Source organism: Gemmatimonas sp., from assembly GCF_031426495.1.
GTDB lineage: Bacteria > Gemmatimonadota > Gemmatimonadetes > Gemmatimonadales > Gemmatimonadaceae > Gemmatimonas.
In genome coordinates, this window is sequence record NZ_JANPLK010000029.1 from 52,100 (window position 1) to 75,027 (window position 22,928).

Annotated in this window: 21 protein-coding genes; 6 read left to right on the forward strand and 15 right to left on the reverse strand. The window is 63.7% G+C overall.

Annotation, left to right across the window (positions count from 1 at the left end):
• Positions 1 to 117: 117 nt before the first annotated feature.
• Positions 118 to 2,208 (forward strand): carbon starvation CstA family protein, encoded by a 2,091-nt coding sequence (locus tag RMP10_RS08400; protein WP_310569893.1) that lies wholly within the window; start codon positions 118 to 120, stop codon positions 2,206 to 2,208.
• Positions 2,209 to 2,283: 75 nt separating this feature from the next.
• Here RMP10_RS08400 and RMP10_RS08405 read toward each other — a convergent pair whose 3' ends face one another.
• On the reverse strand, positions 2,284 to 2,799 hold the full coding sequence (locus tag RMP10_RS08405; protein WP_310569894.1) for a hypothetical protein: 516 nt from the start codon (positions 2,797 to 2,799) through the stop codon (positions 2,284 to 2,286).
• A gap of 155 nt (positions 2,800 to 2,954) precedes the next feature.
• Here RMP10_RS08405 and RMP10_RS08410 point away from each other — a divergent pair, with 155 nt between their 5' ends.
• Positions 2,955 to 3,164, forward strand: coding sequence for a YbdD/YjiX family protein (locus RMP10_RS08410; protein WP_309672161.1), 210 nt, complete (start codon positions 2,955 to 2,957; stop codon positions 3,162 to 3,164).
• A 10-nt stretch (positions 3,165 to 3,174) separates the two neighbouring features.
• Here the strand turns inward: RMP10_RS08410 and RMP10_RS08415 are convergent, their stop codons facing one another.
• Positions 3,175 to 4,416, reverse strand: coding sequence for an MFS transporter (locus tag RMP10_RS08415; RefSeq protein ID WP_310569895.1), 1,242 nt, complete (start codon positions 4,414 to 4,416; stop codon positions 3,175 to 3,177).
• 3 nt (positions 4,417 to 4,419) lie between these two features.
• On the opposite strand from RMP10_RS08415, the gene RMP10_RS08420 reads away from it, so the two are divergent.
• Entirely contained in the window at positions 4,420 to 5,637 is a 1,218-nt protein-coding gene (locus RMP10_RS08420; protein ID WP_310569896.1) for a M20/M25/M40 family metallo-hydrolase, read from the forward strand.
• A 21-nt stretch (positions 5,638 to 5,658) separates the two neighbouring features.
• On the opposite strand, the gene RMP10_RS08425 is transcribed toward RMP10_RS08420, so the two are convergent.
• The 12 genes from RMP10_RS08425 to RMP10_RS08480 form a co-directional block, all read right to left on the reverse strand.
• Positions 5,659 to 7,080 (reverse strand): galactokinase family protein, encoded by a 1,422-nt coding sequence (locus tag RMP10_RS08425; RefSeq protein WP_310569897.1) that lies wholly within the window; start codon positions 7,078 to 7,080, stop codon positions 5,659 to 5,661.
• Positions 7,077 to 7,886, reverse strand: a complete 810-nt coding sequence (locus RMP10_RS08430) for a sugar phosphate nucleotidyltransferase (RefSeq protein WP_310569898.1) — start codon at positions 7,884 to 7,886, stop codon at positions 7,077 to 7,079. The genes RMP10_RS08425 and RMP10_RS08430 overlap by 4 nt, the downstream gene beginning before the upstream one ends.
• A complete protein-coding gene (locus RMP10_RS08435; RefSeq protein ID WP_310569899.1) occupies positions 7,883 to 9,319 on the reverse strand; it encodes a Gfo/Idh/MocA family oxidoreductase in 1,437 nt (478 codons plus the stop codon). Before RMP10_RS08435 ends, RMP10_RS08430 begins: the two co-directional genes overlap by 4 nt.
• The gene (locus RMP10_RS08440) at positions 9,316 to 10,305 is read right to left on the reverse strand and encodes a sugar phosphate nucleotidyltransferase (RefSeq protein WP_310569900.1); all 990 of its coding nucleotides are present in this window, start codon (positions 10,303 to 10,305) and stop codon (positions 9,316 to 9,318) included. The genes RMP10_RS08435 and RMP10_RS08440 overlap by 4 nt, the downstream gene beginning before the upstream one ends.
• A 134-nt stretch (positions 10,306 to 10,439) precedes the next feature.
• The gene (locus RMP10_RS08445; RefSeq protein WP_171223812.1) at positions 10,440 to 10,817 is read right to left on the reverse strand and encodes a cupin domain-containing protein; all 378 of its coding nucleotides are present in this window, start codon (positions 10,815 to 10,817) and stop codon (positions 10,440 to 10,442) included.
• Positions 10,818 to 10,864: 47 nt separating this feature from the next.
• Positions 10,865 to 12,919: a M1 family metallopeptidase gene (locus tag RMP10_RS08450; RefSeq protein WP_310569901.1), complete on the reverse strand. Its 2,055-nt coding sequence runs from the start codon at positions 12,917 to 12,919 to the stop codon at positions 10,865 to 10,867.
• A gap of 81 nt (positions 12,920 to 13,000) precedes the next feature.
• The gene (locus RMP10_RS08455) at positions 13,001 to 13,558 is read right to left on the reverse strand and encodes a F0F1 ATP synthase subunit delta (protein WP_309669916.1); all 558 of its coding nucleotides are present in this window, start codon (positions 13,556 to 13,558) and stop codon (positions 13,001 to 13,003) included.
• On the reverse strand, positions 13,558 to 14,157 hold the full coding sequence (gene atpF, locus RMP10_RS08460) for a F0F1 ATP synthase subunit B (protein ID WP_310569902.1): 600 nt from the start codon (positions 14,155 to 14,157) through the stop codon (positions 13,558 to 13,560). The genes RMP10_RS08455 and atpF overlap by 1 nt, the downstream gene beginning before the upstream one ends.
• A gap of 66 nt (positions 14,158 to 14,223) precedes the next feature.
• The gene (gene atpE, locus RMP10_RS08465; RefSeq protein WP_310569903.1) at positions 14,224 to 14,493 is read right to left on the reverse strand and encodes an ATP synthase F0 subunit C; all 270 of its coding nucleotides are present in this window, start codon (positions 14,491 to 14,493) and stop codon (positions 14,224 to 14,226) included.
• 173 nt (positions 14,494 to 14,666) lie between these two features.
• Positions 14,667 to 15,605, reverse strand: a complete 939-nt coding sequence (gene atpB / locus RMP10_RS08470; RefSeq protein WP_310569904.1) for a F0F1 ATP synthase subunit A — start codon at positions 15,603 to 15,605, stop codon at positions 14,667 to 14,669.
• 21 nt (positions 15,606 to 15,626) lie between these two features.
• A complete protein-coding gene (locus RMP10_RS08475) occupies positions 15,627 to 16,013 on the reverse strand; it encodes a hypothetical protein (RefSeq protein WP_310569905.1) in 387 nt (128 codons plus the stop codon).
• Positions 16,010 to 16,288, reverse strand: coding sequence for an AtpZ/AtpI family protein (locus tag RMP10_RS08480; RefSeq protein WP_310569906.1), 279 nt, complete (start codon positions 16,286 to 16,288; stop codon positions 16,010 to 16,012). Before RMP10_RS08480 ends, RMP10_RS08475 begins: the two co-directional genes overlap by 4 nt.
• 268 nt (positions 16,289 to 16,556) lie before the next feature.
• Between RMP10_RS08480 and RMP10_RS08485 the strand changes: the two genes are divergently transcribed.
• From RMP10_RS08485 to RMP10_RS08495, 3 genes are all read left to right on the forward strand, one after another.
• The gene (locus RMP10_RS08485; RefSeq protein ID WP_310569907.1) at positions 16,557 to 17,006 is read left to right on the forward strand and encodes a BsuPI-related putative proteinase inhibitor; all 450 of its coding nucleotides are present in this window, start codon (positions 16,557 to 16,559) and stop codon (positions 17,004 to 17,006) included.
• A 141-nt stretch (positions 17,007 to 17,147) separates the two neighbouring features.
• Entirely contained in the window at positions 17,148 to 18,131 is a 984-nt protein-coding gene (locus tag RMP10_RS08490; RefSeq protein WP_310569908.1) for a MoxR family ATPase, read from the forward strand.
• 199 nt (positions 18,132 to 18,330) lie between these two features.
• Positions 18,331 to 21,591 carry an AAA family ATPase gene (locus tag RMP10_RS08495; protein ID WP_310569909.1) on the forward strand — a complete coding sequence of 1,087 codons (3,261 nt, stop codon included), beginning with the start codon at positions 18,331 to 18,333 and terminating at the stop codon, positions 21,589 to 21,591.
• 37 nt (positions 21,592 to 21,628) lie between these two features.
• On the opposite strand, the gene RMP10_RS08500 is transcribed toward RMP10_RS08495, so the two are convergent.
• Entirely contained in the window at positions 21,629 to 22,903 is a 1,275-nt protein-coding gene (locus tag RMP10_RS08500) for an HD-GYP domain-containing protein (RefSeq protein ID WP_310569910.1), read from the reverse strand.
• Positions 22,904 to 22,928 lie beyond the last annotated feature (25 nt).

Sequence of the window (22,928 nt, forward strand, 5' to 3'; positions counted from 1 at the left end):
GAATGCCGCAGATTGGGAGACGGCACGTCCAAACTGGAGTACGCCCTGCCCCAATTTTCCGAAATTTGCACAGGTCTTCATTGACACGGGCATGTACCAGAGCGTACACCGTATGCCATGTCCTCCCCCTCCCCTACCTCCGGCCTGCTCAAACAGGTCCCGTGGATCGCCATCGCTGTGCTCGGCGCCGGCGCCCTCGCCACCGTCGCCCTGAACAAGGGTGAGACGATCAGCGCTGCGTGGTTGCTTACCGCGGCGGTCTGCACCTACCTCATCGCGTACCGGTTCTACAGTCGCTTCATCGCGGCCGACATCTTCGGCCTCGACGCCACCCGGTCGACACCGGCGGAGCGACTCGATGACGGTCGTGACTACGTGCCGACCAACAAGTGGATCGTGTTCGGCCACCACTTTGCGGCCATCGCCGGTCCGGGCCCGCTGGTTGGTCCCACCCTGGCGGCCCAGTTCGGCTTCCTCCCCGGCGCTCTCTGGATTCTCGTGGGTGTGGTGCTTGGTGGTGCGGTGCAGGACTTCGTGATTCTCTGTGCCTCGATCCGCCGCGACGGCAAGTCGCTGGGTCAGATGGCAAAGGAAGAGATCGGCACGGTGGCCGGCGCCACGGCGCTCGTGTCCATTCTCGGCATCATGATCATCCTGATCTCGGTGCTGGCGCTGGTCGTGGTGAATGCCTTGCGCGACAGCCCGTGGGGTACGGTCACGATCGGTCTCTCGATTCCGATCGCGATGTTGATGGGCGTGTATCTGCGCTGGATCCGGCCGGGTGCCGTACTCGAGGCGACGGGCGGCGGCCTGGTGCTGCTGTTCCTGTCCCTGTACGCGGGCAAGTGGGTATCGGAGTCGGCCACATGGGCGCCGGTGTTCACGCTGAGTGGCGTGACGCTCTCGCTGTCGATCATGGTGTACGGCTTTTTTGCCTCGGTGCTCCCGGTGTGGATGCTGCTCGCGCCGCGTGACTACCTGTCGGCGTTCGTGAAGATCGGCGTGGTGCTGGCGCTCGGCGTCGGCATCATCGTGGTGCTCCCGGACATGGAGATGCCGCCGGTCACGAAGTTCATCGACGGTACCGGGCCGGTGTTCGCCGGGAAGCTGTTCCCGTTCGTGTTCGTCACGATTGCCTGCGGCGCCATCTCCGGCTTCCATGCGCTGATCTCCTCGGGCACCACGCCCAAGTTGCTGCGTCGCGAGCCCGATGCCCGCCTGATCGGCTACGGTTCGATGCTCACCGAGTCGCTGGTGGCCACGATGGCGTTGATCGCCGCGTGCGTGCTCACGCCCGGCATCTACTTCGCGATCAACTCGCCGGCGGCCGCGATCGGCACCACGACGATGAGCGCGGCCGACGCGATCAACGGATGGGGCTTGTTCAAGACCATTTCGGCGGCGGACCTCGACAATCTCGCGCGTCAGGTCGGCGAGAACTCGCTGCTGTCGCGCACGGGTGGCGCGCCCAGCCTCGCGGTGGGCATGGCCCACCTGTTCTCGCGCGCGCTCGGCGGTGAAGCGGCGATGTCATTGTGGTACCACTTCGCCATCATGTTCGAAGCGCTGTTCATCCTGACCACGCTCGATGCCGGCACGCGCGTTGGCCGCTTCATGCTGCAGGATCTGCTCGGTCAGGTGTACAAGCCGCTGGGTCGGGTGTCCTGGTATCCCGCCGTGGTGTTGTGCTCCGGGTTGTTCGTGTCGATGTGGGGATACTTCCTGTATCAGGGTGTCACGGATCCCCTGGGCGGCATCAACTCGCTGTGGCCACTGTTCGGTATTTCGAATCAGCTGCTGGCCACGGTGGCGCTGTGCGTCGGCACAACGGTGATCGTGAAGATGGGTAAGGCCAAGTACGCGTTCGTCACCATCATCCCGCTCGTCTGGCTGGTGATCGTGACGTCCACGGCTGGCCTGCTCAAGATCTTCTCGAGCGATCCGAAGCTCGGCTTCCTGTCGCACGCGCGCCTGATCGAAGGGCAGATCGCGGCCGGTACACTTCCGGCGAACATCAAGTCGCTTGAAGCAGCGCAGCGCATGATCTTCAACGACCGCCTCGATGCGGCCGTGGCCGGCTTCTTCCTGGTGTCGGTGGTCGTGATTCTGACCGCGTCGATCATCGAGTGGGTGAAGGTCATGAACGGCAGCAAGGCGGCGGTGTCGAGCGAGACGCCATACGTGCGCACCCAGCTGGTCGACGCGTAACGCCGACGGGCAGGTTCCGCTCGACGGCTTGTACGAAATCGGGGGCGACGGCACATGCCGTCGCCCCCGATTTCGTCAGCGTAGCGTTCGACAGTAGCCCACGCGCGCTTCGATGGAGCGCGGCAGCAGCCAGCGGAGCATCGGCACGCTGGCGCCGGCCGTCGCGCCCGTTGCCGCGGCCAACCCGGTGGGGCCATCGGAGAAGGCGTCGAGCCGCCGATGCATCCGCCGACGGACCTCCGGCGCACCCGGCATGCCAGCCATGGCGTCGATGGCGCGGTCGAGGGCGGCATGTCGCGTCGTCGATGCGCCGAAGAGCATCTCGCGTGTGCTGACACAGGCGCCATCGGCAATCGCCTCGAGCAGTCGAACGCGAGACGCGAGCGGCCGTGTCGTGTCAGCGACCTCCGCGAGCACGGCAGGCGAGAGTGGATCCACGCGTCCCGCCACCCGGGCACCGGGCGGAATCTGCCGGGCCGTATCACTCGCCGCGTACACACTTGCCGCCGTCGCCGACACCACCGCACCCGAGACCGTGAGCAGGGACAGGATCAAGAGACGACTCGTCGTCATCGACGTCGGCAGTGACATGGGCGGGACTCTGGCTCTCGCAAAAAGGCGGGTCACGAACGAACTTACGGACAGACCGCGCGCCGACCGACCCGACGTCGGGCGCTCACCCACCCTACGAGCCAGCATGACCGAGGTCACCCTCGTGTCACACCGGCGCCTCTCATCGTCACGCCATGTCACACGCAGCGAATGCCACGCCGTGGAAAGTCACGATGCGTCGTTGGATCGCGACGGTGCATCGGATCATCGGCGCGCCGGATTACGAGACGTATCTGGCGCACATGCAGCGCAAGCATCCCGGTTGCACCCCGCTCGATGCCCGGGCGTTCGAGAAGCAGCGCCTGGTGGACCGTTACAAGCAGCCCGGTTCCCGCTGCTGCTAAGCGTGCCTGGCTAGGCTTCGGCGGGGGTCAGGGCCACCAGCGACATGATCACCGCGGCCACGACGGCCAGCACCGCTCCCATCCCGAAGGCCGCCGGCGAGCCATATCGGTCCCACACCACGCCGAACACAATGCTGGCCGGCAACGCGGCCACGCCGACCGTCGCCTGGTACCACCCGAAGGCCGTGCCACGACGCGCCGCCGGCACCAGATCGGCCACCAACGCCTTCTCGGTGCCTTCCGTGAGGCCGAAAACGACGCCGTACACGCCAAAGAGTGCCCAGGCATGCCACGGGTCGGTCGCCCGGGAGAAACCGGCGTACACGGCCGCGTAGAGCCCCCAGCCGGCCACGATCAGCGGGCGACGCCCCACGCGATCCGACAACGCGCCGGCCGGTGTACTCGACGCACTCTTTACCAAGTGCAGCAGCACCCACACCAGGGGGATGAGCGCCGTGGGCACCCCGAGTTGCGAGGCCCGCAGTAGCAGAAAGGCGTCGGTGGAGTTGCCCAGCGTGAACACGAGGATAGGCAACATCGTGAGCCAGAACGAGCGTGGCAGCGCACTGGCCGGAATGGCCGGAGACGTCCGGGCCTTGGTCGGGGTGACGACCGGCCGACCAGCTGGAGCGACCGCCGAGTCGTGTTGCTCGCGGACGAACGCGATCGCCACCAACACCGCCAGCGCGCCTGGAATGGCCGCCACCCAAAACACCTGGCGCACCGGCATGCCGAGCCATTGGAGACAGGCCAGCGCAATCAACGGACCGACCACGGCACCGGCGTGATCCGCCGCCCGATGGAATCCAAACGCCCGACCACGGAATTCGGGCGGCGTGGAGTCGGCCAGCAGCGCGTCGCGTGGTGCACCGCGAATCCCCTTGCCAACGCGATCCACCAGACGGATCGCCAGCACCTGCGTTGCACTCTGCGCGATCGCCACCAACGGACGCACCAGCGACGCGATCGTGTAACCGGCCACAATCAACGGCTTGCGGCGGGACACCCGATCCGACCACCATCCACTCGCCAGTTTAAGCAGCGAGGCCACCGCCTCGGCGCTGCCCTCGATCACGCCCACCATACTGACCGTCGCGCCCAACGTGCCCACCAGAAACAGCGGGAGCAGCGGCGCGATGATTTCACTGGACGCGTCGGTGAGAAAACTGACGGCGGCCAGCGCGAGCACATTGCGCGTCGGCATCCAGCGCCTGGCGGGCGCCGGTTCGTGCGTTGGCGGGATGGAGCTCATGCGATGACCACCACGGACTCCGGGAAGAACTGGTTGACGCCGCTGCTGGACACCTGGCGAGCACGGCGCGCGTGGATTCTTGAACAACAGATCGCGATCGCCCGCGTCGCGGCACCGACGGGGAACGAAAGCGAACGGGCGGCCATGCTGCAACAGGACTGGTTCGCGTGCGGCCACTTGGTCACGCGGGACTGCGTCGGTAACGTGATCGCCCGGGTGGACCCATCCGGGACGCCCACTCGCCCCGATCGCCGACCGCTCGTCTGCCTGGCGCACCTCGATACGGTGTTCGACGACAGGGAGCCGCTCGCGGTGCGACAGGAGGGCGCTCGCACGTACTGCCCCGGCATCGGTGACAATGGCCGCGGACTGGCCGCCATGTCGGTGCTGGCGCGTGCGCTGCTGCAGCCCGAGGTGCGAGCGCGCCTTCGGCGGCCGATCGAACTCGTGCTGACCGTCGGGGAAGAAGGCGAAGGCAATCTTCGCGGGGCAAGACAGTGGTTCGACGATGCCGCGGCACGTGACGCGATGCCGGTCGCGGCCGTCGCGATCGACGGCCCCGGCGATCGAACCATCGTGCACCACGCCGTCGGTTCACGCCGATGGCGCATCGCGTTCACTGGTGCGGGCGGGCACAGTTGGGCCAATGCGAGCACCCCGAACCCGGTGCACGCCGCCGGCGCCTGCATTGCCGCGATCGCCCGCCTCGCCGAGGCGTCCCGGCCCTCCGGTGTGGTTGCCGTCACACGCATGAACGGCGGCGAACATCTCACCGGCGTGCCAACACACGCCTGGATCGACATCGACCTGCGTTCACTCGAACCGGCACGACTGCAGACCATGAGCGACGAGGTAACGCGCATCGTACGGCGCGCCGCGCTCGATACGTCGCAGCACCACCCGGCGCTGGCGCTGCGCTACAGCATCACCACGCTTGGCGATCGACCCGCCGGGATGATCGACGACCGCCATCCGCTCGTGCTGGCCGCGTGGTCGGCCACCCGTGCCGTGGGACTCGAGCCGCAATCGGCATCGGGATCCACCGATGCCAACGTACCGCTCGCGCGCGGCATTCCCGCTATCGCCATCGGGGCCGGCGGCTCCGGCAGCGCGGCACACACAGCCAGCGAGTGGTACGATGACACCGACAGTAACGTCGGCCTCGAGCGGGCGATCCGTCTGATCGTGGCGCTGGGCACGACCGAACGACTCTTCAGCTAGCCCACGGCGCCGCGTGCGCGCTTACGCGCCGCTGCGCGTATCGTCGTCCACCACTTCCAAAGCCGGCACAGTCGGCCGCGTCGCGAAGAAGAGCGCGCGATGCGACGCGGACCCATGCGTGCGCAGGTACCGGTCCCGCCACCGCGACGCGAATCGCTCGGCATCGTGCGACGGCACCATCGCCCATACGCTGCCACCAAAGCCGGCACCGAACGCGCTCGCGGCATGCGCGCCGAGCTCGCGTGCGTAGCGTGCGAGATGCACCGTTTCCGCGATTTGATTCTCGAGGGCCCGCTCGGCACCGCCCTGGGACCGATCCACCAGTGCGCCGAACTGCTTCACATCACCATTGACCAGCGCGTCGGCGGCGTGCGGCACGATCACGAAGGTTTCGTCGAAGAACTGCTCGAGCCGGGCGATGAGATGATTGGCCGTGAACTCGCTGTCGGCGCCGGCACGCGCGGCGTCCGCCAGTATCGACGGCACATGCGTGACGGGGCCGTTGGATGCCGCTTCGAAGGCTTCGCGTAGCGTGCGCGCGGGCGTTGCCGCGAGCACACCACCGTGGAGATTCCACGCATCGACGAGCCGGTGTGCGGTGCGCGCCGCCCGATTGTAGCGTTCCTTGGCCGCACCGGTTTTCGCTGCCACCACGCCGCTCACGCCGATAACGAACGTGGAGTCCGTGAGCCACGGTACCGATCGCTCATAGGTGACGGGCCCCCAGCGAAACATCTCGAGTCTGTCGGGTTCGCCACACAGAATCGCCGTCTGATCCTGCGCGCCACCAAGGGTCCCCACGCCACGCTCGCCGGCCAGCCGTCCGTAGTCGGCGCCATTCTCGAGCGCACCGATATAGCCGGCCAGTGCCGCGCGATCGGTGATCGTGGTGCGCCACGCGGCCAGAGAAGACAGCGCCGACAACTCCGCGAACGCTAGCGTCAGGCCCACGGTGAGCGCGCTCGAACTTGAGACGCCGGCAGCCGGTGGCAGATTGCTGGCCAAGGCGATGTCGGCCCCACACACCGCGCTGCCGAAGTTGGCAATGAGGCGTCGCAGGACCGTGCGCGGATACACCGCCCACGGCAGCGCGCTGCGGGCCGGCGCATCGAACGAGATCGTAATCGATTCACGGCGCCGCGCATCGCGCAGCGCGGCCACGCGATCGTTGCGGCGGCGGGCGACCAGCACGATGCCGCGCTCCACCGTGCACAGCAGCGAGCGGCCACCGGCGTAATCCACATGCTTCCCAAGCACTTCGATGCGTCCGGGCAGGATCCACACGCGACGGTGGTCGGACGGCACACTGGCATCGTCGAGCGCTTGATGCGCGTCACGCAGCAGAGAGCGGTACGCATTCGCGACCAGCGGCGAGAAGCCGACGCTGTCGAAGCGGCGACGAACGAACAACTCGCTAAGCGGCGGGAACGCGCCGATGGTCATGGACGCGGATCGACCGATGACAGTCGATCGACGACGCCAGCAATGTCCGAGCGACGGGACAGGTCGAGCACCGGCGCACTCAATCGAACGGCGCGCACCGGAACCCCTTCACGCAGCGCGAGGCCTACGGCTTCCGGCAACTCGAACTCGCCGCGCGCGGAGACGGGCACGCGACGGCAGGCGTCCACAATCGCCGACGTGACGGCCCACAAGTTCATGCCGACCCACTTTGCCGACTCACTGGTAAGGTCGAGCGCAGCGCCGGGCTTCTCGATGATGCCGCACAACATGTCATCACGATCAACGTCGAGCACCGCGAACGCGCGCACGCGCTCCGCCTCGATGTTGCCATCGCGCACGAGCGCCTCACGATCGAACGCTACGACGCCAGCGCTGTCGGCCACCGCCAGCGCCCTGAACGCGTTTATCGGGTAGTAATTGTCGGCGTTCAGCACCAGAAACGGTGCATCCCCGAGTACGGCGGCCGCTACTGTCACGGCGTTGGCCGTGCCGATCGGCGCTGGCTGCACCACGAAGCGGAGACGCACGCGCGACGGCGGCGCTTCGCGTGTGAAGTACTGTCGCACCGCATCATGATCCGGTCCGATCACGAGCAGCACATCGGTGATGCTCGCATCGGCGAGGGCCGAGAGGAGATAGTCGAGAAACGGGCGTTTGATCGGGATCATCCCTTTCACACCGGAGTCCGCAGCCGCCACCTGCGAAGCCTCGAGCGTTGCCGTGTCGTCACTGCGACGCATGCGGGTGCCGAGGCCTCCGGCCATGATGACCGCCGATCGGATCATGTCGTGCTGGGTCCCTGCGGCGCGGTGGACGTCTGCCACGCACCACGGGTGAAGTCGGGAAACTTGACGGGCGCACTGCCGTTCTTGATCGACTGCTCACACAACGCGTATGGCACGCTCCACGCGGCGGCATCGTACACGTCGAAGTCAGGTGCGAGCCCTTCACGCATGCACTGCACCAAGCGGTAGGCCATGATGAAGTCCATGCCGCCGTGGCCGCCGTTCTTGCGCGCCATATCGCCGACGGCCGTCCACAGCGGATGCTCGTACTTGCTCTTGAATTCGGCCAGCGGCGTCCACCTCTCTCCACCAGCGGCACCATCGATGTACAGACGTGCGGGATAATCGTTGAAGATCGCCTTCGATCCCTGCAGGTTGTTCAATCGCGAATACGGGCGCGGATTCACCACATCGTGCTGCAGCAGGATCGTGCGCCCCTTGGCCGTCTTGATCAGCGACGTGTTCATGTCGCCGGCTTTGTAGCGTTCCTTCCACTTGGGACTGTCCTTCGGCTCGGCCTTCTCGCGCCATTCGGAGAGTCCGGCTTCCGGCGACGACATCGACACGACGTACTCGAACTTGTCGCCGCGATGAATGCCGAGGTACTGCGCGACCGGCCCGAGACCATGCGTGGGATAGAAGTTCGTATCGCGCTCGGTGTGCGGGAAGCGACGCCACAGGCCTTCGTCCTTGTTCTCGAACAGGATCTCGCGGAGATCATGCAGATACGCCGCTTCCGCGTGCAACAACGTGCCGAAAACGCCTTCGCGCACCATACGCAACACCGTGAGCTCACTGTTCCCGTAGCAGCAGTTCTCCATGAGCAGACAATGCCGCTTCATCTTCTCGGACGTGTCGACCAGCTCCCAGCACTGATCGACCGAGAGGGCGATCGGCACTTCGCTGCCGGCATGCTTCCCTGCCCGCATCGCCGCCAAGACGACCGGCGTGTGCCAAGGCCACGGCGTGGCCGTATACACGAAATCGATGTCGTCGCGTTGCACCAGGCGCTCGAAATCGCGCTCGCCGTTGGTATAAAGCGCGGGGGCCTTGCGTCCCGCCTTCACCACCCGGTCGGCGGCACGCTGTGCTTTCTCGGGGACGATGTCGGCAAGTGCCGTGATCTCCACGCCCTCGATCGCGAGCAGTTCGCCCAGCACCGAGCTCCCACGCAGACCGGTGCCGACGATCGCGATACGCACCGTGCCGTGCTTCTCGAACGGGACACCGAGCATGCTGCCCTTTCCGGCCTGCTGCGGCGGGGTGAGGTCCACACGCCAGTCATCGGTGCTGGCCAGCAATCGCGCTGGCGTGCCGGTGACCGCCGCGGCCGCCAATGCCGCGGCCGCTCCACTCAACAGGTCACGGCGCGAGACGCCGCGCGATTCGCTACGCGATTCGCCGTGATCGCTCCCGTTCGATTCGTCGCTCACGCGTCCATCCGGATGTCGGAGTCGTCGCCGAGGTTCATGCTGCCTTTCACGCCCCGCACCACCACGCGGTCGCCGAGAAACGCGTCGTGCAACTGCGCGTGCTCGATCGTCGTGTGCTCGCCGATCACCGCGTTGGCGACGGACGAGTGGCGCACCGTGCTGCCGGCACCGAGCGACACGTTGGGGCCCACCGTCGCGTGTTCGATGGTGCAGCCGTCTTCGATGTACACCGGCTCGACGATCGTCGCGCCTTCGCCCAGCGCGTCGGGTCGACGGGCACGCCCCTTCTCGAGCATGGTGCGGTTGGTGTCGAGGAGCGTCTCGAGCTGACCGGCATCGTACCATCCGGCGACGTCCACGACTTTGATCTTGGCGCCATGGTCAATCATGTACTGGAAGGCGTCGGTGAGATACCACTCGCCCTTGTTCGGCGCCGTGGTCAGCACATGATCGATACCCTCGTATAGCAACTTCCAGTTCTTGATGTAGTACAGGCCGATGTTCGCCCGCTTGGAAATCGGCTCCTTCGGCTTCTCGACGATCTTGGTCATGTGACCGTGCTCGTCGGTCACCACGACGCCGAATCGCTGATAGTCTTCGACTTCCTTGGTCCAGATGATGCCGTCGTCGTCACTGTCCTTGAGAATCGTCAGGTCGGCATCGAAGATCGTATCGACGAAGATGATCAGCACCGGCTGATCAACGAACGGCTTCGCCAGTGCTACGGCGCCCGCCGTCCCGTCCTGCACCGCCTGCTCGATAAACACGCTCGGGATGTCGTACGTCGTGCGCGCGTAGGCTTCGACTTTGTCCTTCAGGTGGCCGGTGATGTAGACCACCTGTTCCACGTTGCCGAGGGTGAGCACGTCATCCATGACGTAGCTCATGACGGGGCGGCCGGCGACCTTCAGCATCGGCTTCGGTGTCACATGCGTGTGCGGACGAAGGCGTGTGCCTTTCCCGGCGAGGGGGATAATGACCTTCATGTCGAATTCGGTCCCGAGTGGCGGGGTGAGTCGGGCGCTCCTGCAGATCGACGCAAGATGCAGAACGGCGCCGTCCTCGGGGAGGGGCGGCGCCGTACGAAGTGATGCAGATCCCGCCACGCGCCGGCGGCGCGTCAGGGCGCGCTGGTGCCCTCGCGGCCGTAGCGATCCTTGATCCGGACCACATCGTCGAGTTCCGGCGTGCTGGCTTCCAGCACATCGCAATCGGTGATGGCTTCCATGTAGTGGATCGTGCCCGGCGTGATCCGGAACGACTGACCGGTCGTCAGCCGCTGGTCCTGCAGCTCGGTTTCACCGGGCAGCTGGACCCAGTACTTCATTTCGCCCTGCAGCAGATAGACGGTTTCGTCCTTCCGCTCGTGGTACTGCACGGACAATGCCTGTCCGGCGGTGATGTGCAGGATCTTGCCCACGTACCGATCGGTATGGGCCCAGATCGTCTCGTGTCCCCACGGTTTCGGCACATGCCGGACTTCGACGCGACCACTCATGCAACGCTCCAGAATCGTAGACGAATCATGCGACCGATCCGCTGACGTCAGCGGGACGGCAATGCCAATCGATAAAACCGGGCCGTCGGGCTTTCGGTGCTCCCGTATGGATCGAGCCACAGGGCATCCGGCGCCTCGTCGAGCCGAAACTGCACCACCTGTGCATCCTTGAGCGGGTCGGCACGCAGCAGCGTCCACCCCGTCGCCGTCCGTACGCCCACCGGCATCGGATGCCGATATCGACCAACGCGTGCGAGCTGTGCGGTGACAACCCATCGGAACCGCCCAGCCACTTGCTCCTTACGGACGACCGGGGCCCGCAGCGCGTAATCGATGATCCCTGACTGTTGCACCCACTGGTCGAAGAACCAGCCAAGCGTCTGCTCGCTAACCCGCTCCGCCACCGCCTGCATGGCCCAGCGATCCACATGCCGGAACTGCCACATCGCGTAGTACTCGCGCAGGACGCGCTGGAACGTCTCCTCCCCCAGCACATCGTGCAGCGCCTGATACATCGACTGGCCGCGATCGTACACCGACGCGTTGTAGACGGCAAAGCTGCCGAAGAGATCCGCCCGCGACCCGATCGGCTCCGCGGTCCCCTCGCGCACCGTCGCCGCCTGCTCGTCAGACATCGAGTCGAGCCGGGCACGAAGACGGCGCACCGCAGCATCGGCGGGCTGCGCCGGGTTGCGTTCATTCGCCATCTCGAGCCGTGCGGCCAGCAACACGCGTGAATCACCAGCCTGCAGCATCTCCTGATACGAACTCAACCCTTCGTCCATCCATCCACTCTGCCATTCGTTGTTGGCCAGAATGCCGTAGGTGTAGACGTGCCCGAGCTCGTGTACCGTCAGCCCCAGCGATGACTCGCCGTTCATAAGCAGCATCGGAAATTCCGTGCCGCTCGCGTCGATGCGCTTGACCACGGTGATCTGCGGATACGGATAGTCTCCGTACAGCGCCTCGAGCCAGCGGAGCGCGGTACGGGTCTGTGCGATGGCTTTCCCGCCCTGCCATTGGGTGAGCGACCGATCGACACACAGCTTTTGCTCTGCGGCATCGACGGTGGCCCGCGTACAGTCGTAGGCGGCATCGGCTCGATAGAGCACATGCACCGAAACCGTGTCCCAAATGGGAAAGCGGTACAGCTGCGACGGGGCGCGCACGTACGACGTGCCTTCATAGCGATACCCCGGCGACGTGCTCCACGCGAAGTGGTGCACATTGCGGGCGATGAAGCGGACGGCCTTGTATCCCGTCGGTACGCGGACAGCAGGCGCTGGGGGCACGTCGCGGTACGCCTGCGCGGCCAACCGGGGACGCTCACTGCCAGGCGCCATCACGCGCGCGTACCCAGGGTCGCCGCTCACGGGCACGCCTGCGGCGCCGATCGTTTGATCGGTAGGCACAACGAGCGTGACGTCGAAGGCACCGAACTCCCCGTAGAACTCTCCCGCCGGCACGAGCGCATTCGGCTTCCAGCCGTCGCGATCGTACACCGCCACCTTCGGATACCACTGCGCAAAGTCGAAACTCCGCCCGCGGCGCGCCTGACGTCGCGGCACCGTGCTTGGCCGCGCCGTCCACGCGAAGTCCACCCTGACAGAATCGCCGGGCGCCATCGGCGCCGGCAGCGCCAGCCGCACCACCGTGCTATCGGGAGACAGCGGATACTCTACGGCCACCTCGCGCCCATTCACGCGCGGCGGCGAGGTGAATCGCTCATACGCGTAGTCGGGTTCGCGCAGTTCCTGAAAGCGCACACGGCCTTCGCGCTCGTCGGTCGCGGACCACTTCGATCCTGGGCGGAAGGCATTGAGATGCTGGTGCACCCAGAGCTCGCGCAGCACGTCGGGGCTGCGATTCACGTAGCGCAGCGACCCGGTGGCCGTAATCACGCCGCGCGGCTCGTCGAGGGTGGCCACGATCTGATAATCGGCCTGCTGCTGCCAATAGCCCACCGTGTCGCCGCTTGGCGGCGTGGTAGCCGCGCGCAGTGGGACGCGAGGGGCGATCGGCTGCTGGTTGGGCAGCACTCCTGGTTGCGCCGCGACGATCCGCGCGGACAGCAGAAGCAGAGATGCGAGGCGAAAGAGCACGGGAATGGCCGACAGGATGTGAATCGGGGGAGTGCACCGCGGTGCACTCCCCCGTCCCTTCACGAAACGCGTAGTGCCGAATCAGGCGCGCGACGCACCCATGCGACGACGCAACAGCGCAAGCTTGCGGCGCAGCGAGCCATCCATGACGGTGTCGCCGATACGAACCACCACACCACCAAGGATCGCCGCATCGACGACGAGGTGCGGTACGACGGTCTTGCCAACGATTGCCGACAATCGCTTGCCGATTGCGTCGCGCTCATCGTCACCCGTTTCACGTGCCACGGTCACGCGGGCATGCACGATGCCAGCCGAGGCGTCGAGCAGCGTGTCGTACTCATTGGCGATGATCGGGATCAGCATCTGGCGACGGTTCTTCACCAGCTGCTGCAGGAAGCGCAGGAACAGGCGCGGCACGCGATCGCCGAGGGCCTTGGTCAGCACCGCCGACTTCTGGTCGGCGGCGATGCGCGGCGACTCGAGGAAGCGGAAGAGCGTGATGTCGGTTTCGATCGCGTTGGCAATCTGCCGCAACATCGTGCCCCATCCCGCCGTATCCTCGGCCTTGCGCGCGAGGGCCAGCAGCGCCTCGGCGTAATTACGGGCGACCGATTCGCCCTGCACGCCGGCCGGCATCAGCGCGTACCCTTGGCGCCGTCGAGCGAAGCCAGGAAGCTCTCGACAATCTGGCGGTTGCCGGTCGAGTCGAGGTTCTGTTCGATCACACGCGACGCACCGGCAATGGCGAGGTCGATCGCTTCAGTCCGCAGCGCGGCGATCGCGGCCGCCTTCTCGCCCTCGATGGCACGGCGGGCCTGCTCGATCATCTCTTCCTGCTGCGCCTTCGTCTGCGCGAGCAGATCGGTGCGCATCTTTTCAGCCGTGGCGCGGCTATCTGCGATGATCTGCTGCGCTTCCGTGCGCGCGGTTTCGAGATGGGCTTTCTGCTGCGCGAGCAGCGACTCGGCTGCGGCACGATCGCGCTTGGCGCCTTCGATCGCCTCTTCAAGCGCCTTCTCACGCGCCTCGACGGCAGCGAACAGCGGCTTGAAGGCGAACTTCGACAGGACGACCATCAGCAGGACGAAGATGACCAGCGTCCAGGCCATGACGCCGACATTCGGGTCGAGCAGATTCGGCGGTCCTTCGGCGGCTTCCGACGCCAACGCCGGAGACGCAGTGACCGCGAGCAGAGCAGCGAGCGCGCCGATACGGCGGGCGGAAAGAGCGAGCATGGAAGAGTCCACGAGAAGAAGAGAGTGCGGCGGGGCGCCCGGATGGACGCCCCACGCGCGACCACGTTAGAACGTGATCTTGCCCTGGATCAGGAAGCCGACGACGACGCCGAACAGCGCGGCGCCTTCGATGAGCGCGGCCAAGATGAGCGCGGCAGTCTGAATACGACCCGCGGCTTCCGGCTGACGCGCCATGCCCTCAACCGCCGAACCACCGATGCGGCCGATACCCATGCCGGCGCCAATCGCGGCACCACCGGCAGCGATGCCGGCGCCGATCATGGCCATGCCCTTCGGATCCTGAACAACCGGCGCAACGGCCTGGAGGAGACCCATGATTTCCATCGTAACACTCCGAAAAATAGTCGTTGAGAAATGCACTCCCCGCGGCGGCACCAAGTACCGCGCGTCCCGTCAGCGGGCCGAGGCCCAACGGGAATCACCGATCGCTCGATCGGCTACGTCTCTTGTAGGCGGTGGGAGATTCCGCCGTAAGAGTTCAACAGATTCTAGTGGTGCGCTTCGCGGATCTGTCCGATGAACACACAGGCCAGCAGCGTGAAGATGAACGCCTGCAGGAAGCTCACGAACAATTCGAGCAAACTGATCACCGTCGCCATGAGTACCGGCACGCCAGCGAACGCCCACGACTGGAACGCGAAAATGAGGCCGATGAGCGCGAGCAGCAGAATGTGCCCGGCGGTCATATTCGCAAACAAACGAATCGTGAGCGCGAACGGCTTCGAGATCTTCCCCACCATTTCGACCGGCGACATGATGAAGAACATCATGACGCGCATGACGATCGGCAGGTCCTTGTTCCAATAAAAGATCGTGCTCAGGTAGCCGAGACCGTTGGCGCGAATACCCGCGACCTCGACGACGACGGCCGTGATGATGGCCAGCGTCGCGGTCACGGCAATGTTACCGGTCGCCGTCGCGCCGTACGGAATCATCCCGAACAGATTGCACGTGAGAATGAAGAAGAACAGCGTCAGCGCGAAGGGGACGAACGCCTCGCCGTGGTGGCCGACGTTCGGCAGCACCACTTCGTTGCGCAGATACAACGCCATCGCTTCCATAGCGCCGGCGAAGCCCTTGGTGCGGCCTTCGGTCTCATGCTGCTGTCGCGAGGCAGAGGCGGCGCTGATGAGCACGACCGCCACGACCACGGCCGCCAGCAGCATGAACACGACATGCTTGGTCGGCGAGAGATCGACTTCCATGCTACCGATATGCACCGGAGCAAACTTGGGAAGCTCGATTTCCTTGGCGAGGTGGCTGTTGGGCCACGGGATCTCGAGGTGCGAGCCGTCCGTGATGTGCGGCGTGATAAAGTCCACCGGGCCCGCAGCCGGCGCGGCCGGGGCGTGCTCGGTATGCTCCTGCGCGCTCAGCGCCACGGGCGCGAGGGCAAGGAGCATGGCACAGGACAACGAGCGGAGCATGAACTGCATCCGATTCAGGTCTTAGTGAACGTTCAGAAAGATCGGCTCGATGACAGTCGAGACGAAGTAGAAAACGACCAACGACACCAGCGCCGGGGTGGACGGCAGCCCCAAGGCGTCGGCTCCCAGAAAGGCCCAGAACGCCAACGTGGCACCTCGCAACAGCACTCCCAGTCCCCACCCCGCCATCACCTGCGTTCGCGCCACCAGCATCGCGATCGCAAAAGTGAAAGTCTGCACGACCACGGCGAGCCACGCACTGGCGCGCACCGCTCCGGCCGACGCGGGGTCGGTCCAGACGAACCGCTGCATGACGTATGCAGCAACCACGACCAGGGTGACCTGCGCGGCGGTGAAGCCGAGCAGGGCACGGACCATTCGATTGGGCGCAACGCGATCGGTCGTCATGGCTTCGGCAACGAATCGGTGTCGTCCGTGGAACGCGTGCCCGTCGGCTTCGTAAGTCGCCGATAACTCGCGTAGAATGCTCCTCCCCCGCCTACGAAGAGCCCCCCCAACAAGAAGAGGGGCGATGTGTCAAACCGACGGTCGAGCCAATTGCCGGCGTACACGAACAACAGGATGGACGCGAAGAACTGCATGCCAAGGCCGGCGAGCGCCCACGGAGACTGCTCTCCGGGCGGCGTCGAGCCGGGTATTGGGTTCCGCGGTTCATCTGCCATTCGGCGGGGAAGCTAGACGCTTGTGAAATTTTTCGCAAGCTATCAAAATGACCGAACCCGAACAAACGCCGACACGAGAATGCGGGCAAGCCGGAAAAGGCAAATGTGAAGCAGCATCGTCACTTAGCGCGTCAACTGATGCTTGACAGCCACAGCTGTCGTTGATAACGTGGCAGAGTATCGAAATGTGACCGTGCGTCGTCCAAGCTATGTCGGTGCTTACGATTGGCATCGTCAACCGCGACCCGACCATCCGACCCACTCCCTGATGCTCTCCCGCATCATCGTTCCACTGCTGGCCGCTGCCGTGCTCATGTTTGCGTGTGGTCCGCGAACGCCGAGTCCGGTCGCCAGCGCGCGCCCCAAGGGCAGCGCCGAACAGGGCGTGACGTCTCACGTCATGGTGGACACGGCTCACGGCGTGGTGCGATTCGCAATCGAGGTCGCGAACGACTCCCGCAAACGGGTCGAGTTGAACTTTCCCGATGGTCGGACGCACGATTTCGTGGTGCTCAACGACGCGGGCCGTGAGGTGTGGCGCTGGAGCGCCGGGCGTCTCTTCACGCAGTCCATGCAGAACCGCCTGCTCGACGCCCACGATTCGGTCGTATACGACGAACGGTGGTCGCCCCCGTCGCCTGGCCACTACACCCTCGTGGCATCGTTGCGCAGCGAAAACTATCCCGTGCAGCAGCGCGTCGACTTCGCCCTTCGCTGATCGCCCGTTGTACCACGTGTAGTGCGGTGCGTCGCTCGCGCGCATCGGTACGCGCGTTACATTCTCTGAGACTGCAACGGACGCCCGCGGGCGTCCGTATTTGTTTTCAGGCTCGTCCATTTCGCATCTCACACCGATCTCGTGACTACACCGCCTGTCGAGAACGACCTCGCCCTGCTCGACCGTCTCGCCGAGGCGAGACGTGAGCTCGCCACGCAAATCGGAAAGCGTATTGTCGGCCAGACGCAGGTGGTCGACGATCTCGTCGCCGCGCTGCTCGCCGGCGGGCACGTGGTGCTTGTGGGTGTTCCGGGACTCGCGAAGACGCTGCTGGTGCAGACTGTGGCGCAGGCGCTCGATCTCACGTTCTCACGTGTGCAGTTCACGCCCGACCTGATGCCGAGCGACATCACCGGCACGGAGTTGATGGAAGAAGAACCCGGTACCGGTAAGCGGGCGTTTCGTTTTGCTGAGGGACCGGTGTTTGCGAACATGGTCTTGGCCGACGAAATCAATCGAGCCCCCCCGAAGACGCAGGCCGCGCTACTGCAGGCGATGCAGGAGCGCACCGTTACGGTGGCTGGTCGGACGTACGAGTTGCCGAAGCCGTTCTTCGTACTCGCGACGCAGAATCCGATCGAACAGGAAGGCACGTATCCGCTGCCGGAAGCGCAGCTCGATCGCTTCATGTTCGAACTCACCGTCGGTTATCCGTCGCGTGAAGAGGAAGAAGAGATCGTGATGTCGACGACGGGCGCGTCGCAGGGTGAGGTGCGTCCGGTGGTTGGCGGCGAAGAGCTGCTGCGACTGCAGCGTCTCGTGCGTCGGTTGCCGGCGCCGCCGAGTCTCGTGCAGTACGCCGTGAAGCTGGCGCGCAGTACACGACCGGACGATCCGAACGCGAGTGCGAAAGTGAAGAAGTACGTGAGCTGGGGCGCCGGCCCGCGCGCGTCGCAGTATCTCGTGCTGGGCGCGAAAGCGCGGGCGGCGATGGATGGGCGGGCGATGCCGGATCTTGACGACGTGCGCAGTGTGGCGAAGGCTGTGTTGCGACACCGCCTGGTGGTCAACTTCCAGGCGGAAGCGGATGGCATTCCGACGGAGTCGTTGATCGAATTTCCGTGAGTTCCCGGGTTGGTGAGCGGTGCGGCAGGGACGGGACGAATGACAGCGGACGGGCGGTTTCTCCACGAGAGAGACCGCCCGTCGTGCATTGTTTACTGGGAGTCACGGTGTGCGCTGTTGGGATCGCTTCACTGCGGCGACATTTCCCTTCTGCTGACGCGTCGCTGACGGTACAAGCTCAGTGTCATGTCGTCCCCGGGTGACGACGCCGATCGCCCAGCCTGTACTCTTGCCGACGGGTGTGCCAATGGCTCGCATGCGACTCCAATCAGCGGCTCGAGACGAGCTGACGTTGCCAGAGGTGGCGGACGATGCCGATCTTGGCGGGCTGCCCTTGGTGTTTCAGACCTTGGGAGCGGCGCGCCTGATGTTGGGTGACGACCGCATCGTGCCGTCGACGGGGACGCTGTTTGCGTTACTGGTTCGCGTGGCGTACAGCTCCGAGTACCGGCACTCGCGCGACGACTTGCTGACGGCACTATGGCCGGGGCAGTCGCTGGCGCGCCAGCGCGGGAACCTGCGACAGACGTTGTACAAGGCGCGATCGATGGGGATCAACGTGTCGCTCATGGGCGACTGTGTGTGTCTCGATCCTCGGCAGGTGGTGACCACGTTCTCGTTGTCTCACACGACGACCCTGTTCGATCGGGATGTGGTGCGCGGGAACGAGCCCTTCGGCGTCTTTCTGCCGAGCTTCGTCGCGCCGTGGCCAGACTACCAGGAGTGGGTGGACGCGCAGCGCGCGACCGTGCACGCCGCGGTGCGGCGGGTCTTGGTGGAGTTGTTGCGCACGCGTCGCGAGCGCGCCGACTGGTCGGGGGCGGAGGCGCTGGCGCGGTGGCTGCTGCAGTTCGACCCGTTGCATGAGGAGGCGACGCTGACGCTGGCCGAGTGCACGATGTTGGCTGGCTCGAAGGCGGAGGCGGTGGCGATCATCGATCGCTACCTCGCCGAGATCGGCCCGTCGGCCGGCGACATTCGGCTGCCGGCGACACTGCTCCGAAAGCGGTTCACGGAGCCGCCGTCGAAAAAGCGTCCGTCGTTCGTGCCGACGGAGCGGCATTTCGTGGGGCGGACAAGCGAGCTGGCGAATCTGACGATGGCGATGCGGCGGGCGCGGTGGCATGACGGGAGCGCGGTGATGGTTGTCGGCCCGTCTGGAAGCGGCAAAACGAGGCTGACACGCGAACTTTGCAAGGTCGCGGTGATTGAAGGCGTTCGCGTCCTTCAAGCATCCTGCAGGTCAACTGAGCTCACGCGCAATTTTGGCGTCACTCTCGATCTCGTCCCGGAGATGCTTCAGGAGAACGGAGCGTTAGGCTGCTCGCCAGATTCTCTTTTCAATCTCAAGTTGGTCAGACAGGGAGACCTTTCAGATGCGGTCGAACATCCAAGCTCACACGAAGAAGATACGCAGACCGAGAAGGTACGAGTTCGGCAGCCGCTTCCACCAAGCAGCGCCATTCGAGCGTCATTTATTGATCTGCTATTCGCGATTTCTTATGAGCGTCCAACTCTACTTATCATCGATGACGTACAGTGGCTTGACGACGGATCTTGGGACCTTCTTGTAGACCTAACCGAGCGATTGGAGAACGCTCGTGTCTTCTGCGTTCTGACCTCTCGCAATGAGACGCCACGAGCAGCAAGCGCCCGCTACCTCCCCTCTCGCAGCGAGATTGTCCGCCTCCAACCACTTGAGCGGGACGAATGCGTTCAGCTCGCACACGCCATTGCATCTGACGTATCCGCAGTTTTGTCGACGCAGCTCGCCAATTGGTTCGCGGAAGCGTGCGATGGAGGCCCGCTCTATCTCAACGCGCTAGTTAGCCACTGGGTTGAGACTGGCGAGGCGGGCGGTGTGCCACCTACGCTTATGACAGTACTCGATCAGCGATTGAATCAGCTCTCCAGTGATGCTACCCGTGTCCTTCAAACGATTGCGTTGCTGGACAAGCTGGCTTCACCGCAGCTTATCAAGGAGATCCTAGAGCTTGAGACCTTTAGACTCCTAGATGCGATCGAGGAGCTTGCCAGAGCCAATGCGATGCGCGAAACTCGGACGTCAATCGAGGTACATCACCTGCTCTCGAAAAGCGCACTCGCGAAGTTATCGCGGACTTCGACCCAAGCACTTCGTCGAAGGATCGGAGAGGTACTTGCTGGAAAGCTGGAACAACTGTCGGCGCCGATTGAGCTCGTCGTCGGTGAGAACATGGCGCTTGCCGGTGACCTAGATGGCCTAGCGACCTTCGTCCTCGAAGCCTTCCATATCTTTTTGCGCAGGGGCGAAGCTCACCGCGCCATCGATCTCTACGACGCTAGCATTCCCCACCTCCAGGAACACGACGCTAGGCATACGCTTCACTCTTTGCTGCAAGACGCACTCTATCTCGGCGGCTACTATGCGCGCCTGCTTCACAACCCGAATTACCTTGAGCACATCGCGAAGTCGGATCCAATCTGGGATACATCACACCCAGAAGAGGTACTTCGAATGCTTGAGGCAGCGGATCATTCGTCGAATGCGAATGACTATGAGGACTTGGCAGCGCGCGCGCTGCTCATCGCGGAGTCCCCAATCGTCGCTAGCGATATTCGACTTAAGGCAGCCACATTCACGATCCGCTCTGCTGGAAACTCTTCAGTCACTTGGCACGCAAAGCGCGCTTATGAGACAGCGACAGCACTGCTCTCAAAGTGCAAGGCCGAAGAGTTTCAGTGTGATCTTGTGGAGATGTACTACCATACCATTTTTGATGATATGGACCGTGCGGCGCTCGCAGCTCGCAGGCTTGCCATCTATGCGGATGGATTGAGTGATCAGAACACCCGCATCAAAATTCTCTCGGATGCAGCGTGGGCACTTCGCGTAACGGGATCTATAGACGAAGCACGGAGCCGTTTCGAGTCGATCGCCAAGGATGCACGTCGACTACGCATGTACACGAGGTCGGCGGTGGTCTCAACATTTCGATCCTCATTGGCGCTGGAGATAGACAATGACATTCATCAGGCAAAACTCTGGCTGGAGTTCGGCGGTGCTCTCGTCGATGAGTCCGACGATTCGTTCCTCGACTATGCCTATCAGGGACAACGAGCTCGTCTCGCTATACTCACAGGCGATCTGGCGAGCGCTAGGTGCGGCGTGGCCGCCCTGAAGGCGACAACGGGTGGTCACGCCGTTGGAAGTTCCTACGTGACCACCCTGAGGCTGGGCCTTGCCCGAATGGAAGGAGACTTTGAACTCATGAAGCTGCTGACCCCTCAGCTGCTAAAATCTTTTCGGCAGGGGAAGAGGCAACTCGGCCAAGATTTTCGAACGTGCCAGATTTTCGAGTCGCTCAACGCTCTTGGCGAGATCGAGAGTGCTCAAAAGCTTCTTGCCGAGTACGTGAGTGATCTCAGACGGGAACGCACGCCTCTCCCTTTCTACCTTAGCAAACATCTGCCCCATTGAGTAAAAAGAGGTGCTCCCTCTGGGAAGCACCTCTTGGCTACGCAACCGCAGGCGTCCTTGGCCGTCGCGCTCGTTCAAATATCTGTGTGAACGAGATTGAGCTTCTCGAATCATCAGCTGGGACAAAGATCTGATGATACTCCGGGCTCGCAAGAAGTGCATCACAAATGTAAGGATCAAACTGCGATCCTTTGTACTTCTGCAATTCGGTCCGAACCTCAACTTCCGTCATCGCCTTTCGGTACGGTCGATCCGTCGTCATCGCGTCGATCGTGTCCGCGAACATGATGATCCGCGAACCGAGCGGGATTTCTCGACCGGCAAGTCGATCAGGATATCCAGTGCCATCCCAATTCTCGTGGTGATGCCGCACCGCTGGAATGATGTCAGCGAACTCTGAAAGCTTTGCAACGAGTTCCGCGCTCTTGATCGGATGGAGCTCCATTATTGCTCTCTCTTCGGGTGTCAATCGCCCTGGCTTAGAGAGAATCGGAGCAAAAATCTCGTGGATCTTGCCAACGTCGTGGAGCATACCCGCAATCTCGATACGCGCGATCTCCTTACTCGAAAGTCCAACGGCCTTTGCAATGATTCTGGAGTAACGACTTACGCGCTGAGAATGACCAGATGTGTAGGGGTCGCGAAATTCCACCGTGTGAACGAAGAGCTCAAGCAGCTCCTTGTTCGTTGTCTCAAGCTGGTGCTTCGACTGGTAAGTGAACCGTAAGCCGACCACAAGCGCCAATAGCGACGCAGCCCCCCAGATTCCCCAGTCGTGGTAAGCTCGCGCAAAACCGAAGACGAATGGGATCAGTACAATGTCGTAAACGAAGCCAGCTGCGTTTCCCTCGTACCACGTCTTAAGGATACTTTTGCCCGTATCCAGTCCGATCGCTGCGGCCACCGCAAAAGTGTTTACGAAAAGGAACGCGATGACGGCAGCACTATGAGGCAACGGGTTGAAAGAAGCGTCAGCGCCTGCTAGGGGCTTCCCACCCAGCACCACGTAGACCAAGCTCGCGGATGCTGCAGCCAATACGAACTGAGAGACATTAAAGACCAACTTGATGCCAAATTTCCTACGCCGAATCTCAGCCGCCGCAGAACCAATCCCGACGAGAGCAACTACCGTCCACGACGGGTAGAGTACGAGCGCCGACAGATACGGGATGAACGAGGTCTCGCCGAGCGAACTTCGTTGCACACGATAGGCGAGACTTGCAGCAATAAAACCGATCACCGTGAGCAACGCCGAGCCCTTCAGATAATCGAAATTGACATCTGGGGTTTGTACATACAATACGACAGTCATGGCAACTGCCATTGCCACAACTGAC

Coding starts and splice junctions, on each gene's coding strand:
- RMP10_RS08480 (WP_310569906.1), bottom strand. CDS start 16,288: ATGGCAGATGAACCGCGGAACCCAATACCCGGCTCGACGCCGCCCGGA.
- RMP10_RS08410 (WP_309672161.1), top strand. CDS start 2,955: ATGTCACACGCAGCGAATGCCACGCCGTGGAAAGTCACGATGCGTCGT.
- RMP10_RS08420 (WP_310569896.1), top strand. CDS start 4,420: ATGACCACCACGGACTCCGGGAAGAACTGGTTGACGCCGCTGCTGGAC.
- RMP10_RS08445 (WP_171223812.1), bottom strand. CDS start 10,817: ATGAGTGGTCGCGTCGAAGTCCGGCATGTGCCGAAACCGTGGGGACAC.
- RMP10_RS08415 (WP_310569895.1), bottom strand. CDS start 4,416: ATGAGCTCCATCCCGCCAACGCACGAACCGGCGCCCGCCAGGCGCTGG.
- RMP10_RS08405 (WP_310569894.1), bottom strand. CDS start 2,799: ATGTCACTGCCGACGTCGATGACGACGAGTCGTCTCTTGATCCTGTCC.
- RMP10_RS08475 (WP_310569905.1), bottom strand. CDS start 16,013: ATGACGACCGATCGCGTTGCGCCCAATCGAATGGTCCGTGCCCTGCTC.
- RMP10_RS08440 (WP_310569900.1), bottom strand. CDS start 10,305: ATGAAGGTCATTATCCCCCTCGCCGGGAAAGGCACACGCCTTCGTCCG.
- RMP10_RS08500 (WP_310569910.1), bottom strand. CDS start 22,903: ATGACTGTCGTATTGTATGTACAAACCCCAGATGTCAATTTCGATTAT.
- RMP10_RS08430 (WP_310569898.1), bottom strand. CDS start 7,886: ATGATCCGATCGGCGGTCATCATGGCCGGAGGCCTCGGCACCCGCATG.
- RMP10_RS08400 (WP_310569893.1), top strand. CDS start 118: ATGTCCTCCCCCTCCCCTACCTCCGGCCTGCTCAAACAGGTCCCGTGG.
- RMP10_RS08455 (WP_309669916.1), bottom strand. CDS start 13,558: ATGCCGGCCGGCGTGCAGGGCGAATCGGTCGCCCGTAATTACGCCGAG.
- atpE (WP_310569903.1), bottom strand. CDS start 14,493: ATGGGTCTCCTCCAGGCCGTTGCGCCGGTTGTTCAGGATCCGAAGGGC.
- RMP10_RS08425 (WP_310569897.1), bottom strand. CDS start 7,080: ATGACCATCGGCGCGTTCCCGCCGCTTAGCGAGTTGTTCGTTCGTCGC.
- RMP10_RS08485 (WP_310569907.1), top strand. CDS start 16,557: ATGCTCTCCCGCATCATCGTTCCACTGCTGGCCGCTGCCGTGCTCATG.
- atpB (WP_310569904.1), bottom strand. CDS start 15,605: ATGCTCCGCTCGTTGTCCTGTGCCATGCTCCTTGCCCTCGCGCCCGTG.
- atpF (WP_310569902.1), bottom strand. CDS start 14,157: ATGCTCGCTCTTTCCGCCCGCCGTATCGGCGCGCTCGCTGCTCTGCTC.